This window comes from Teichococcus aestuarii (assembly GCF_042651065.1).
Taxonomy (GTDB): Bacteria; Pseudomonadota; Alphaproteobacteria; order Acetobacterales; family Acetobacteraceae; genus Pseudoroseomonas; species Pseudoroseomonas aestuarii.
Genome location: NZ_JBHSCH010000052.1, coordinates 1 through 13372 on the forward strand (window position 1 = coordinate 1; position 13372 = coordinate 13372).

At 71.3% G+C, this 13372-nt stretch carries 15 protein-coding genes and 1 pseudogene; 2 read left to right on the forward strand and 14 right to left on the reverse strand.

Annotation, left to right across the window (positions count from 1 at the left end):
* Positions 1 to 243: pseudogene (locus tag ACFOY6_RS17630) on the reverse strand (fumarylacetoacetate hydrolase family protein); the annotation flags it as partial.
* A gap of 112 nt (positions 244 to 355) precedes the next feature.
* On the opposite strand from ACFOY6_RS17630, the gene ACFOY6_RS17635 reads away from it, so the two are divergent.
* Together ACFOY6_RS17635 and ACFOY6_RS17640 are read left to right on the forward strand one after the other, a co-directional pair.
* Positions 356 to 1051 (forward strand): GntR family transcriptional regulator, encoded by a 696-nt coding sequence (locus ACFOY6_RS17635; RefSeq protein ID WP_379641017.1) that lies wholly within the window; start codon positions 356 to 358, stop codon positions 1049 to 1051.
* Complete coding sequence (locus ACFOY6_RS17640) at positions 1048 to 1758, forward strand: metallophosphoesterase (protein WP_379651798.1); 711 nt, start codon at positions 1048 to 1050, stop codon at positions 1756 to 1758. The genes ACFOY6_RS17635 and ACFOY6_RS17640 overlap by 4 nt, the downstream gene beginning before the upstream one ends.
* A gap of 15 nt (positions 1759 to 1773) precedes the next feature.
* Here ACFOY6_RS17640 and mnhG read toward each other — a convergent pair whose 3' ends face one another.
* The 13 genes from mnhG to ACFOY6_RS17705 form a co-directional block, all read right to left on the reverse strand.
* Positions 1774 to 2175 (reverse strand): monovalent cation/H(+) antiporter subunit G, encoded by a 402-nt coding sequence (mnhG, locus tag ACFOY6_RS17645; protein WP_109517467.1) that lies wholly within the window; start codon positions 2173 to 2175, stop codon positions 1774 to 1776.
* Positions 2172 to 2453, reverse strand: a complete 282-nt coding sequence (locus ACFOY6_RS17650) for a K+/H+ antiporter subunit F (protein WP_109517466.1) — start codon at positions 2451 to 2453, stop codon at positions 2172 to 2174. The genes mnhG and ACFOY6_RS17650 overlap by 4 nt, the downstream gene beginning before the upstream one ends.
* Positions 2450 to 2935 (reverse strand): Na+/H+ antiporter subunit E, encoded by a 486-nt coding sequence (locus tag ACFOY6_RS17655; RefSeq protein ID WP_379641010.1) that lies wholly within the window; start codon positions 2933 to 2935, stop codon positions 2450 to 2452. The genes ACFOY6_RS17650 and ACFOY6_RS17655 overlap by 4 nt, the downstream gene beginning before the upstream one ends.
* Positions 2932 to 4545, reverse strand: coding sequence for a monovalent cation/H+ antiporter subunit D (locus ACFOY6_RS17660; protein WP_379651799.1), 1614 nt, complete (start codon positions 4543 to 4545; stop codon positions 2932 to 2934). The genes ACFOY6_RS17655 and ACFOY6_RS17660 overlap by 4 nt, the downstream gene beginning before the upstream one ends.
* A gap of 8 nt (positions 4546 to 4553) precedes the next feature.
* Positions 4554 to 4898, reverse strand: a complete 345-nt coding sequence (locus tag ACFOY6_RS17665; protein ID WP_379641004.1) for a Na+/H+ antiporter subunit C — start codon at positions 4896 to 4898, stop codon at positions 4554 to 4556.
* Complete coding sequence (locus tag ACFOY6_RS17670) at positions 4898 to 7771, reverse strand: monovalent cation/H+ antiporter subunit A (RefSeq protein WP_379651800.1); 2874 nt, start codon at positions 7769 to 7771, stop codon at positions 4898 to 4900. The genes ACFOY6_RS17665 and ACFOY6_RS17670 overlap by 1 nt, the downstream gene beginning before the upstream one ends.
* 76 nt (positions 7772 to 7847) lie before the next feature.
* On the reverse strand, positions 7848 to 8321 hold the full coding sequence (locus tag ACFOY6_RS17675; protein WP_379651801.1) for a PTS sugar transporter subunit IIA: 474 nt from the start codon (positions 8319 to 8321) through the stop codon (positions 7848 to 7850).
* 316 nt (positions 8322 to 8637) lie between these two features.
* A complete protein-coding gene (locus ACFOY6_RS17680) occupies positions 8638 to 9558 on the reverse strand; it encodes an NAD(P)-dependent oxidoreductase (RefSeq protein WP_379651802.1) in 921 nt (306 codons plus the stop codon).
* Positions 9555 to 10013, reverse strand: a complete 459-nt coding sequence (locus ACFOY6_RS17685) for a carboxymuconolactone decarboxylase family protein (RefSeq protein ID WP_245906389.1) — start codon at positions 10011 to 10013, stop codon at positions 9555 to 9557. Before ACFOY6_RS17685 ends, ACFOY6_RS17680 begins: the two co-directional genes overlap by 4 nt.
* Positions 10010 to 10684, reverse strand: a complete 675-nt coding sequence (locus ACFOY6_RS17690) for an ABC transporter ATP-binding protein (protein ID WP_379640994.1) — start codon at positions 10682 to 10684, stop codon at positions 10010 to 10012. The genes ACFOY6_RS17685 and ACFOY6_RS17690 overlap by 4 nt, the downstream gene beginning before the upstream one ends.
* Positions 10671 to 11441, reverse strand: a complete 771-nt coding sequence (locus ACFOY6_RS17695; RefSeq protein ID WP_109517459.1) for an ABC transporter ATP-binding protein — start codon at positions 11439 to 11441, stop codon at positions 10671 to 10673. The genes ACFOY6_RS17690 and ACFOY6_RS17695 overlap by 14 nt, the downstream gene beginning before the upstream one ends.
* The gene (locus tag ACFOY6_RS17700; protein WP_109517458.1) at positions 11438 to 12379 is read right to left on the reverse strand and encodes a branched-chain amino acid ABC transporter permease; all 942 of its coding nucleotides are present in this window, start codon (positions 12377 to 12379) and stop codon (positions 11438 to 11440) included. The genes ACFOY6_RS17695 and ACFOY6_RS17700 overlap by 4 nt, the downstream gene beginning before the upstream one ends.
* Positions 12376 to 13347, reverse strand: a complete 972-nt coding sequence (locus ACFOY6_RS17705; RefSeq protein WP_379651803.1) for a branched-chain amino acid ABC transporter permease — start codon at positions 13345 to 13347, stop codon at positions 12376 to 12378. Before ACFOY6_RS17705 ends, ACFOY6_RS17700 begins: the two co-directional genes overlap by 4 nt.
* Between the last annotated feature and the right edge of the window lie 25 nt (positions 13348 to 13372).

Below are 13372 nucleotides of genomic sequence, written 5' to 3' on the forward strand. Positions count from 1 at the left end.
GCAGACGACCTTGCCGGGGCGCGGGATGACGGGCAGCAGGGTCAGCCCGGCGAGCGGCCGGCGCGGCGCATCGGCGAGGCGCGCGGCCAGGGCGGGGGCGCCCTCCGGCAGCCCGAGCGCGGCCAGGGCCAGGGCGGGGTCCTGCGGCAGGCCCGGCACCACGTCGGCGAGGAGAACGACCTCCGTGCCCAGCCGGGCGCCAAGGGCCGCGCGCCCCTCGTGCTGGAATGCGATCAGGCGCATGGGAAAGTTCCTTTCGGGGTTTCCGGAAGTTTTGTCGAAAATCCGCTGCCGTCAATCCGCATTTGCGGCAATCCTTGCATTGCTCCCCAGGAATGGCGATCATGCGGCGCCCATGCCACCTTCCGACACCCCGCCGGACCTGCCGGACGCCACGCTGGCGCGTGCCATGTACCGCCGCCTGCGCGCCGATATCCTCTCCGGCGCCCTGCCGCCCGGCGGCCGCCTGACACTGCGCGCGCTGGCGGAACGCTACGGCGCCGGTGCCTCGCCGATGCGGGAGGCGCTCTCGCGGCTGGCGGCGGAAGGGCTGGCGGAGCAGGCGGAGCATCGTGGCTTCCGCGTTGCGGCGGCGCCGCCGGGTGCCCTTGCCGGGCTGATCCGCAGCCGCGTGCTGGCCGAGTGCGCGGCGCTGCGCGAATCCCTGCGCTGCGGCGATGATGCCTGGGAGGAGGCGGTGCTGCTGTCCGGGCACCGGCTGCAACGCCTGGCGCGCTCGCTCGACCCGCAGCGGCTCGTCGCCAATCCGGAGTGGGAGGAATGCCACCGCCATTTCCACCGGGCGCTGCTGGCAGCCTGCGGCGCGCCGGAGCTCCTGGCCTTCTGCGAGAAGCTGCGCGAGGAGGCGCAGCGCTACCGGGCGATCTCCAGCCTCCGCGCCTATCCGGGCCGGGACGTGGCCGCCGAGCACGCCGCCATCGCCCGCGCGGTGCTGGCGCGCGACGCCGAGGAGGCCACCGCCCTGCTGGCCCGGCACTACGAGCAGACCGGGGCCTATGTCGGCGCCGGGCTGGAGGGCGGCGCGGCATGATCGACTTCCGCCCCGCCCCGGCCCGGCTGCCGCCGGAGGAGCGCATCTATGCCGTGGGCGACATCCATGGCTGCGCGGCCCGGCTGCGGCGGCTGCACGCGCTGGTGGCGGACGACCTCGCCGCCCGCCCCGTCGCGCGGCCGACGCTGCTGCATCTCGGCGATTATGTGGACAAGGGCGAGGACAGCGCCGGCGTGCTGGACTGGCTCAGCGCCCCCCCGGCCCTGCCGGCGCGGCGCATCGACCTGGGCGGCAACCACGAGGCAACAATGCTGGCGGCGCTGGAGGGCGCGCCGGGCGACGTGGCGGACTGGCTGTGGTGCGGCGGCCGCCCCACCCTGCAAAGCTACGGCCTGCCGGCCGAGGCCGCGCCCGCGCTGTGGCGCGAGGCGATTCCGGCCGCGCATCTGGCGTGGATGCGGCGCCTCGGGCGCTGGCACCGGGCGGGGGGGTATCTGTTCGTGCATGCCGGCATCCGGCCCGGCCTGCCGCTGGAGGCGCAGTCGGCGGAGGACCTGATCCGCATCCGGCAGCCCTTCCTCTCCAGCGAGGCGGTGCACGGTGTCGTGGTGGTGCATGGCCACACCGCGCGGGCGGAGCCCGAGATCCGCCATAACCGCATCAATCTCGACACTGCCGCCTGGTCCGGCGGCCCCCTCACCTGCGCCGTGCTGGAGGAGGACCGGCTGGGCTTCCTCCAGGCCTGAGGCGCGGCGGCAGGCTCAGGCGGGTGGCCCCTCCGGCCGCGCCGCCTCCGGGTGTTCCGCGGTCTCGTCCGGCGCGGCGGCGCGCGGCACGCCGGGGTTGTTCTCCAGCCGGTCGCGGTGCAGCGCGGTGCGCGCCACCAGCATCAGCGTCACCGGCGTGGTCAGCACCACCAGCGCGCCCACCAGCACCTCGTGGATCACCAGCCGCGACTGCAGCGCGGTGAACACCACCATGGAGGCCAGCAGCACGCAGCTGATGCCCATGGAGGTGGCGATGGTGGGCGCGTGCAGCCGGTCGTAGAAGGTGCGCAGCCGCAGCAGGCCGAAGGAGCCGGCCAGCGACAGGAAGGCCCCCGCCAGCACCAGCGCCGAGGCCAGCAGCGCCACCGGCGCGGGAAGCTCCGCCAGATGGTTCATTCGATCACCTCGCCGCGCATCAGGAACTTGGCCAGCGCCGCGGTGCTGACGAAGCCCAGCAGCGCCACCACCAGCGCCGCCTCGAAATAGAGGTCGGTGCCGGTGCGGATGCCGAAGGTCAGCAGCAGCAGCATGCCGTTGATGTAGAGGATGTCGAGCCCCACCACGCGGTCCTGCGCGCGCGGGCCATGCAGCACGCGCCAGGCGGTGCAGCCGAAGGCGAGGCCCAGCATGATCTGCGCGGCGAACAGCGACCAGCTCAGCACCACAAGGCTCATCGGAAGATCTCCAGCAGCGGCGCCTCGTAGCGCTCCTTGACGATATGCACCCACTCCGCCTCGTCGATCAGGTCGAGGACGTGCAGCAGCAGCCAGCCCTCCTCCGGGTCGAATTCCAGCCAGGCGGTGCCGGGCGTGGCGGTGAGGATACAGGCCAGCGCGGCGAGCGCGTGCGGCTCCCGCAGCGACAGCCGGATGTGCATGAAGCCGGCGCGCCGCGCCGGCCTGCGGCTCAGCACGATCCGCGCCACGGCGATGTTGGAGCGGATGATGTCGACGAAGACCCGCCCCAGCAGCCGCAGGATCAGCCCGGGGCGGCGGATGCGCACCCGGGGCGGGTCCAGCAGGGCCAGCGCCCAGCCACCCAGCACGGCGATGATGGCGCCCACCACCACCGGCCCCGGCGCCACGCTGCGGCTGGCCAGCAGCCAGAAGACGAACAGCCCGGCCGAGACGACCGGGTGCGGCAGCAGCCACCTCATGGCCGGGCCTCCGTCGTGCCATCCACCGGCACCACGCTGCCCATGTAGCTCGGCGCCGTGTGCAGCGCGCTGGCGGTGGCCTGCATGTAGCGCAGCACCGGCCCCGCCCCCGCCGTCATGCCGATGCAGAGGCCGAGCAGCAGCAGGATAGGGGCGATCTCCACCACGCCGACGCGCGGCACGGCGCGGTCGGTGGCCGCCCACAGGCTGCGGATGCCGGCACGCGTCATCGCCAGCACCGTGGCGAGGCCGGAGAGGATCAGCGCCGCCAGCAGCGCCCAGCCATCGGGCGGCACCGCCGCCGCGCCCTGCCCCAGCCCCTGCGGGTTGAGGATGCCGTCCAGCATGGCGAACTTGGCGATGAAGCCGGAGAGCGGCGGCAGCCCCGCCAGCACCAGGGCGCAGCAGAGGAAGCAGCCGCCGAGCACCGCCATGGTGGCGGGGATGGGCGTGCCCACCTCGACCTCCTCCTCATCCTCCTCGGTCTTGCCGCCATAGGCTTCCTGGGTCACCGCCAGCACGTCGGCGCCGACCTCGCGGCCGCGCTCCAGCAACTCGACCAGCAGGAAGAAGGCGCCGATCGCCAGGGCCGAGCTGGCCAGGTAGAACAGCGCGCCGCTGGTGACGGCCTCCTGCCCCGCCCCCAGCGCCGCCAGGGAGGTGCCGGAGGAGATCAGCACGCTGGCACCGGCCAGGCGCGAGAGGTCCTGCGTGGCCAGCACGCTGATGGCGCCGAAGGCAATGGTGGCCAGCCCGCCGAGGAACAGCCAGGTGCTGCCGAAGCCGGCCGATGCCCCCGCCTCCGCGCCGAACAGCAGCAGCGAGAGGCGCAGCACGGCGTAGAAGCCCACCTTGCTCATCATCGAGAAGATGGCGGCGGCGGGCGGGCTGGCGGCCGAATAGGTGGGGGCGAGCCAGAAGCCCATCGGCCACATCGCCGCCTTGGCCAGGAAGGCCATGGCCAGGATGGCGGCGCCCGCCTCCAGCAGCGGCCGGTCCTCCGCCGGCAGGGCGGGGATGCGGGCGGCGAGGTCGGCCATGTTGAGCGTGCCCGCCACGCCGTAAATCATGCTGACGCCGATCAGGAACAGCAGCGAGGCCGCAAGATTGATGGCGATGTAGTGCAGCCCCGCCTTCACCCGCGCGACGCCCGAGCCGTGCAGCGCCAAGCCGTAGGAGGCGGCCAGCAGCACCTCGAAGAAGACGAAGAGGTTGAACAGGTCGCCGGTGAGGAAGGCGCCGTTCAGCCCCATCAGCTGGAACTGGAACAGGGCATGGAAATGCGCGCCCATGCGCTGCCACCGCACCAGGGAAAAGAGCAGCGCTGCGAGGCCGAGCACGGCGGAGAGCAGCAGCAGCATGGCCGCCAGCCGGTCGACCACCAGCACGATGCCGAACTGCGCCGGCCAGTTGCCGAGGCGGTAGACGAAGACCGGCGCCGCATCGCCGGCATCGGCCAGGAAGGCCAGGGCGATGGCGATGCCGAGCAGGCCGAGCGCCGAGGCGACGCCCAGCGCCGCGCGCAGCCGGCCGCGCTGGTCGTCCATCGGGATCATGATGGCGCCGGCCAGCAGCGGCAGCAGGATCGGCGCGATGGCGAGGTGTTGCATCCAGCCGCTCAACGGTCCTGCCTCCGCCCGTCCACATGGTCGCCGCCGGTCAGGCCGCGCGCGGCCAGCATCACCACCAGGAACAGCGCCGTGGTGGCGAAGCCGATGACGATGGCGGTGAGCACCAGCGCCTGCGGCAGCGGGTCGGCATACTGCGCCGGGTCGCCGGCGGTGCCGGGCTCCAGCACGGGCGGCCGCCCCACAGGGAAGCGGCCCATGCTGAAGATGAACAGGTTGACCGCGTAGGAGAGCAGCGAAAGCCCGATGATGAGCTGAAAGGTGCGCGGCCGCATCAGCAGCCACACGCCCGAGCCGCCCAGCACGCCGATGCTCAGGGCCAGGATGAGTTCCATCAGCGCTCCTCCTGCGGGGCCGGCGGGGGCGTCGGCGCGGCGCGCTGGCTGCGCACCGACTGGTGGGCGATGGCGATCAGCATCAGCACCGTGGCGCCGAACACCAGGGCGAAGACGCCGATGTCGAAGATCAGCGCGCTGGCCACCGGCAGCTTCCCGAGCCAGCCGAGATCGGCATAGGCGAAGTAGGAGGTCAGGAAGGGCTGCCCGAAGGCCATGGCGGCGAGCCCCGTGCCGCCGGCCAGCAGCAGCCCCGCCGACATCCAGCGCAGCGGATGGACGCGCAGGTGGTCCTCCACCCAGCGCGTGCCGCCGGCCATGTATTGCAGCAGGATGGCGATGGCCAGCATCAGCCCGCCGGCGAAGCCGCCGCCCGGCAGGTCGTGCCCCCGCAGCAGCAGGTAGACCGCCACCACGCCGATCAGCGGGAAGAGCAGCTTCATGGTCACGGCGGGCACCATCATCCAGTTCCGCACGTCGCCCTGCTGCTGGTCCGGCACGCCGATGCTCTCCGGCGCCGGGCGGAAGCGGCGCAGCAGCGCGAAGACGGTGAGCGCCACGATGCAGAGCACCGTGATCTCGCCGAAGGTGTCGAAGCCGCGGAAATCCACCAGGATGACGTTGACCACGTTGGTGCCGCCGCCCTCGCTGTAGGCGCGCTCCAGGAAGAAGCGGGAGATGCCCTCGGGCGAGACGCGGGTCATGGTGGCGTAGGAGATGGCGGTCAGGCCCAGGCCCGCTCCCAGCGCGATGGCAAAGTCGCGGTAGCGCCGCAGCCGCGACAGCAGCCGGCCGGAGCCGGCGAGCTCGAGGCGCTTGGGCATCCAGCGCAGGCCGAGCAGCAGCAGCACCGTCGTCACCACCTCGACCAGCAGCTGGGTCACCGCGAGGTCGGGCGCCGAGAACCAGACGAAGGTGATGCAGACCGCGAGCCCGGCGCCGCCCAGCAGCACCAGCGCCGCCAGCCGGTGGTACTTGGCCTGGTAGGCGGCCGCCAGGGCGCAGAGGCTGCCCGCCAGCCAGACCAGCCCGATCACCGGATCGGCCGGGCTCAGCTGCAGCACGCCGAGGCCGAAATCATGCGGCGCCAGCGCCAGTACCGCGGCCAGGATGGTGACGCAGACCATCAGCCGCAGCTGGGTCTGCAGCCGGCTGGTGCCGAGCAGCCGCTCCAGCGTGCGGGCGAAGCGCCAGGAGAGGAAGACCATCACCCGGTCGAACAGGCGCCTTCCGTCCAGGCGGCGCAGCAGCGGCGTGCCGTCGATGCCGGCGTTCAGGTGGCGTTGCAGCAGGCGGTAGAGCAGCGCGCCGCCGGCCAGGGCGATGAGGCTCATCACCAGCGGCAGGTTGAAGCCGTGCCAGACCGCCAGGCTGTAATAGGGCGTGGCCTCCCCCAGCACCGAGCGCACCGCGACATCGAGGAACGGCCCGATGGTGGCGGCGGGCAGGATGCCCACCACCATGCAGCCGAACACCAGCACCTCCACCGGCAGGCGCATCCATTGTGGCGGCTCGTGCGGGGTGTGCGGCATGTCGCCGGTGGTGGGGCCGAAGAAGGCGCCGTGAATGAAACGCAGCGAATAGGCCACCGCGAAGATGCTGGCGAGCGCCGCGCCGAGCGGCAGCAGGCTGTGCAGGATGGTGGGCGCGGTGGAGGCCGACAGCGTCTCGGTGATGAACATCTCCTTGGAGATGAAGCCGTTCAGCAGCGGCACGCCCGCCATGGCGGCGGCGGCCACCATCGCCAGCCGCGCCGTGAAGGGCATGGTGGCGTTGAGGCCCGAGAGCCTGCGGATGTCGCGCGTGCCGGTCTCGTGGTCGATGATGCCGGCGGCCATGAACAGCGAGGCCTTGAAGGTGGCGTGGTTCATGGTGTGGAAGATCGCCGCCACCATGGCCAGCGGGCTGTTGAGGCTGAGCAGCACCGTGATCAGCCCGAGATGGCTGATGGTGGAATAGGCCAGCAGCCCCTTCATGTCGTGCTGGAAGATGGCGACATAGGCGCCGAGCAGCAGCGTGATCATGCCCGCGCTGCCGAGGATCCAGAACCAGGCGTCGGTGCCGGCCATCACCGGCCAGAGCCGCGCCATCAGGAAGATGCCGGCCTTCACCAGCGTCGCCGAGTGCAGGTAGGCCGAGACGGGGGTGGGCGCCGCCATGGCGTGCGGCAGCCAGAAGTGGAAGGGGAACTGCGCGCTCTTGGTGAGGGCGCCCAGCAGGACCAGGACCAGCGCCGGCAGGTAGAGCGGGTGGGCGCGGATGACATCGCCCGAGGCCAGCACCCGGTCCAGGTCGTAGCTGCCGACGATGTGGCCGAGCAGCAGCACGCCCGCCAGCAGCGCCAGCCCGCCGCTGGCGGTGACGGTGAGCGCCATGCGCGCGCCGTCCCGCGCCTGGGCGGAGTGCTGCCAGTAGCCGATCAGCAGGAAGGAGAAGAGGCTGGTCAGCTCCCAGAAGAAGACGAGCTGGATCAGGTTGCCCGACAGCACCAGCCCCATCATCGAGCCCATGAAGGCGAGCAGGAAGGCGAAGAAGCGCGGGATCGGGTCGTCCGAGGACATGTAGTAGCGCGCGTAGAGCACGACCAGCAGCCCGATGCCCGCCACCATCACCGCGAAGACCGAGGCCAGGCCGTCCAGCCGCAGGACCAGGTTCAGCCCGAGCTGCGGCACCCAGGCGATCTCGGCGCGGACCACCCCGCCCTCGGCGATGGTGGGATAGTAGCAGAGCCACACCATGGTGAGCGTCAGCAGCGCGACGGCACCGGCCAGCCAGGATTCCAGCCTGCGGGCATTGGCCGGCAGCAGCGCGGTGACCAGCGCCCCGAGATAGGGCAGGCCGATCGCCGTCGAAAGGTAAAGAGCATCAGGCATCAGCGGCGGTTCTCTCCTTCAGGCCGGGAAGAAGGGCGGCGGAGTGATGGGTGCCCCGCAGAGGAGGCGGGCGGGCTCAGACAGCCTCGTCGGGACTGTCCACCTCCGCGGCCTGAAGCATGGCGAGCGCCTCGGCGCCGGAGCGTGCCTGGCGGAGCTGGCGCGGCAGCTGGTTGCCCCGCAGCACGCGGCAGATGCCCGAGAGCGCCGGCAGGAAGCCTTCCGCGCTGTTCTCCGGCCACAGGACCATGAAGACCAGATCGACCGGCTCGCCGTCCCGCGCCTCGAAGTCGATCGGCCGTGTCAGGCGGGCCAGCAGGGCCAGCGGCGTGCCCAGCCCCTCCAGCCGCGTGTGGGGCAGGCCGACGCCACGGCCGAGCGCGGTGGATCCAAGCCTTTCCCGCGCCTGCAGGGCATCCAGCACCGTTGGCCCATCATAGGACAGGCGGACGGAGGCTTCCTGCGCCAGCATCTCGAGAAGCTCCTTCTTGTCTCCTGGAGAAAGAGAAAGAACAGAATCCTCTCCGCTGAAGAGTTTTTTGATGGCCATGACTTTTCCCGAAAATACATCCCCGGCCGAGGATATGGGTCTGCAACAGAATGAGGGCGCGAAGTATAGTTTCTTTAACTTCAAGTATATCGCAATTTTCCGAGAAGATTGCAAGTTATTTAACTGTTGTGTTGCCGGACCGAATGGCTGGCGGTTCCGGCACCACGACGTGTCCACGGCCAGATGCGGAACGCCGGCACGCGGCCTTCGTTCCGTGGGCTCAGGGGCGGAATTGTCTCGGGGGTGGAGGCCGGGCGGGCACGCCGCCGGGAGGCTGGCGCGGCCAGAAGCGGTGCCGCCGCTCCTGGCCGCGTTCTCAGCTCTGGCTGCTGCCGTTGCCGCCGCCCAGCGCCTGCCCGCCGAGCTGCTCGACAAGCTGGGCCACGGCGGTATGGTCCTGCCCCGGCCCAAGCAGCGTGCCGGCGCTGGCCCACATCTCGCGGCACAGCGCGGCGAAGGGCGTCGGCGTGCCGCTCTCCCGCCCCACCTCCAGGGCGATGGAGAGGTCCTTCACCATCAGGTCCAGCCCGAAGCCGGAATCGAAGCGGCGCGACAGCACGAACTGCTTGAACTTCTTCTGCGTGCTGTTGTTCATGCCGGTCGAGCTGTTCAGCACATCGACCATCAGCGCCGGGTCGAGGCCGAATTTCTGGCCGATCAGCAGCGCCTCGATGCCGATCAGGAAGCCGCCCGCCGAGACGAGGTTGTTCAGCGCCTTCATCGCCTGGGCGTTGCCGATGCCGCCGCAGCGGTGCACGGAGGTGCCCACCGCCTGCAGCACGGGCCCGATGCGGTCGAGCACCGCCGTCTCGCCGGCGGCCATGATGGCCAGCTCCCCCGTGCGGGCGCGCGGCACGCCGCCCGAGACGGGGCAGTCGGCCATCGCGCAGCCCTTCGCGGCCAGGCGCTCCGCCAGCTGCCGCGTGACGCCCGGCACGCCGGAGGACATCTCGATCACCACCGCGCCGGCGGGCAGGCTCTCCAGCATCTCCTCCACCACCGCCGCCACATGCTGGCTGGTGGGCAGGATGGTGATGACCGCGTCGGCCCCCGCGGCGGCCTCGGCGGCGCCGGCGGCGGCCTGGCCGCCCACCTCGCGGGCGAAGTCGCGCGCGCGGCCCGGGGCGGCATCGGCCACCGTCACCGCGAAGCCCGCCTTCAGCAGGTTGGCCGCCATCGGCCAGCCCATGTTGCCGATGCCGACGAAGCCGATGCGGCGGATCGCGCCCTCGCTCATTCCGCCGGCTTCTCGGGCAGCGCGCCCTCGGCCTTCAGCACCTCATGCGCCGCCTTGAAGGCATCGAGCCCGGCCGGTATGCCGGAATAGACCGTGGCGTGCAGCAGGATCTCCTTGATCTCCTCCACGGTGACGCCATTGTTCAGCGCCCCCTTCACGTGCAGCTTGATCTCGGGCGTCTTGCCGAGCGCCGTCAGCATGGCGAGGTTCAGCATGCTGCGCGTCTTCGGCTCCAGCCCCGGGCGGTTCCAGGCATAGCCCCAGCACCATTCGGTGGTGATGCGCTGGAAGGCCATCATGAAGTCGTCGGCCCTGGCGATGCTGCCGTCCACGTACTCGCTGCCGAGCACCTTGCGGCGCATCTCCAGGCCCTTCTCGAACATCTCGCTCTCGGCCATCGGCCCATCCTCCCTGATGATGGGCCGCAGCTTGCGGAAAACGAGATTGTCGGTCAATCCGTCAGCGCATCCGCCGGGTCCAGGATCTCGCCGCGCTCGATCACGAAGGTCTGCTCGACAAGTTGCCGCAACAGGGCCGGGCTGCTCTCGGTGATCAGGATGGCGACATCGGGCAGCGCGTCGCGCAGCCGCGCCAGCGCCTCGGCGTAGCGTTGCGCCAGAGCGGGGGCGAGGCCCTGGAAGGGCTCGTCGAGCAGCACGGCACGGGTGCCCACCATCAGCGCCCGGCCCAGCGCCACCATCTTGCCCTGCCCGCCCGAGAGCCCCGCCGCCTTGCGCGGCGCGAAGTCGCGCAGCTCGGGCAGCAGGGTGAGGACGAGGTCCAGCCGCCGTGCCATCTCGGGCTGGGGCAGCCGCAGCACCTCGGCCGGCAGGCGGAGGTTCTCCAGCACGGTGAAACTGCCGAACAGCCGCCGCTCCTCCGGCGCGTAGCCGATGCCGAGCGCGGCGCGGCGATGCGCGGGGGCGCCCGTGCAGTTCTGCCCGTCGATGACGATGTTGCCGCCGCGCACCGGCAGCAGCCCCATCAGCGCGCGCAGGGTGGTGGTCTTGCCGGCGCCGTTGCGGCCGATCAGCGCCACCCGGCCACCGGGCGGCACCGCCAGGTTGACGCCGCGCAGCACCGGCGCGCCGGCGATATCCACCGAGACATTCTCAAGCCGCAGCATGGGCGCCTCCACCGGGCTGGATGCCAATGACGTCGCGCTGCACCATGGGGTCGGACAGGACCTGCTCCGGCGGGCCGAGCGCCGCGATCCGGCCCTGCCCCCACACCGCCACGCGGTCGGCGATGCGCGCCACCACGTCCATGTCGTGCTCGACGAACACCGCCGTCACGCCGGCCTCGCGCAGCACCCGCGCCAGCGTCTCCACCACCGCCATCTTGTCGGCGGCGGCGACGCCGCTGGTCGGCTCGTCCATCAGCAGCAGCCGCGGCTTCATGGCCACCGCCATGGCGATGTCGGTGAGCTTGCGGGTGCCCTCGTTCAGCGCATCCGCCCGCTGGTGCGCGGCGGCGGTGAGGCCGAAGCGCTCCAGCAGCGCCTCCGCCTCCGCCCGGAAGGCCGGGCGCAGCAGCGGGCGGAAGGGCGAGAAGGTGCCCTCCCGCGCGGCGACCGCCATGGCCGCGTTCTCCAGCACCGTGTGCTCGGTGAAGAGCTGCGGCAGCTGGAAGGAGCGGGCGATGCCCATGCGGACGATGTCGCGCGGCTTCATCCCCAGCACCTGCCGGCCCTGGTAGGTGATGGAGCCGCCCTGCGGCCGCAGGTGGCCGGTGCTCATGTTGATGAAGGTGGTCTTGCCCGCGCCGTTGGGGCCGATGATGGCCAGGAACTCGCGTTCCATCACGTCGAGGTTGATGCCGTCGGCGGCCTTCACGCCGCCGAAGGCGAGGCGCAGATCCTGCGCCGAGAGCAGCACGCTCATGCCGATTTCCTCCGCCGCAGACCCTGCGCCATGCCGACCAGCCCGCCCGGCGCGAACAGGATGACCAGCAGCAGCACCGTGCCGAGGATGAGCTGCCAGGCATCGGCCAGGTTGGCCGCCGCGTAGACCCGCGTCAGCTCATAGACGACGGCGCCGAGGAAGGCGCCCAGCACGCTGCCCGCGCCGCCCAGGATGGCGATGAACACCAGCTCGCCCGAGGCGGTCCAGTAGGCCAGCGCCGGCGTCACGTGGCGGGAGGTGAGCGCGATGATGGTGCCGCCGCAGCCCGCCATCAGCGCCGAGAGCGCGTAGGCGGAGAGCAGCACGTAGCGCGCCGGCACGCCCATGAACTCCAGCCGCGCCTCGCGCGTCTTGATCCCGGCCAGCGCCTGGCCGAGCGGGGCGGCGAGGTAGACCCGCACCAGCAGCGCGAAGCCGATCGCCAGCACCAGCGCGATGCCGAACACCGCCCATTCGTAGGTGGGGCCGGTGAGGGTCTGGCCGAGGAAGGTGGGCACGGGGAGGCGGATGCCGTCCGTGCCGTGGGTGATGGTGTAGAGCTTCTCCAGCAGCGAGTAGAACACCATGCTGAGCGCCAGGTTCAGCATGCCGAAGAAGATCTCGCGGTAGCGCATGACGAACAGGCCGACCACCAGCCCGACCGCGGTGGAGGCCAGCGCCGCCAGCGGCAGCAGCAGCAGCACCTCCGGCATGCGGGGCGCCACGAAGGCCACGGTGTAGGCGGCGATGGCGACATACATGGCATGGCCGAAGCTCACCTGCCCCGCGCGCAGCAGCAGCAGGATGCCGAGCACCGTGATGCCCTTGGCGAGCGCGATGGTCAGCACGAAGCGCAGCCAGGGCACGCCCCAGGCGATCAGCACCAGCAGCAGCGCGCCGGCCAGGCCGGCGAGAATTTCGAGGCGGGACCTGCTCATATGCGCCGCGTCTCCGTCACGCCGAACAGGCCCTGCGGCCGCACCAGCAGCACCAGCACCATGATCAGGTAGGGGATCACCACCTCCAGCTCCGGCTCCAGATAGACGGCGATGGAGCGGCCGAGGCCGATCATCACCGCCGCCAGCGCCGCGCCCTCGATCTGGCCGAGGCCGGCGGTCGCCACCACGGCGAAGGAGAGCACGATGGTGGAGGCGCCGATGCCCGGCACCATGGAGGTCATGGGCGAGGCCAGCGCGCCGCCCAGCGCCGCCAGCGCGGCGCCGAAGGTGAAGGTGAGCATCGTCACCTTCGCCGCGTCGATGCCCTGGGAGGTGGCCGCCTCGCGGTCTGTGGTGACGGCGACGATGACGCGCCCCGTCAGCGTGCGGCGCATGAACCAGGCGAGCCCCACCAGGGTCAGCAGCGCGATGCCCGGCAGCACGAAGAGCTGGTAGGCGGTGAAGGGGATGACATCGGCGCCGAAGGGCACGTCCACCGTGCCGAGCAGCTGCATCGGCGTCTCGTTGGAGACGGGCTGCACCCCCCAGATGAGCTTCTGCACATCCTCCAGGATCATGAATAGCGCGAAGGTGACGAGGAGCTGCAGCACCGGCTCCTGCGTCTCCACCCGCTTGAGCAGCACGCGCTCGATCAGCGGGCCGAGGATGACGCCCACCAGCGCCGCGGCGATGACCAGCATCGGGTAGGAGAGCCAGGCCGGCAGCCCGGCGGCGACCATTGCGGCGGTGAGCGAGGCGGCGGTGTAGGCGCCGATGGCGTAGAGGCTGCCATGCGCCACGTTGAGGATGCGCAGCACGCCGAACACCAGGTTCAGCCCCACCGCCACCATGAAGATGGCGGCGGCCGAGGCCAGCCCGTCCAGCACCGCGAGCCCCAGCAGCAGCCCGTTATCGGAAAGCCATTCCATCATGCGCGGCACGCCTCCGGCCGCGCGGGCATGGCCCACGCTTTCTCGTTCATTCTCTCTCCCC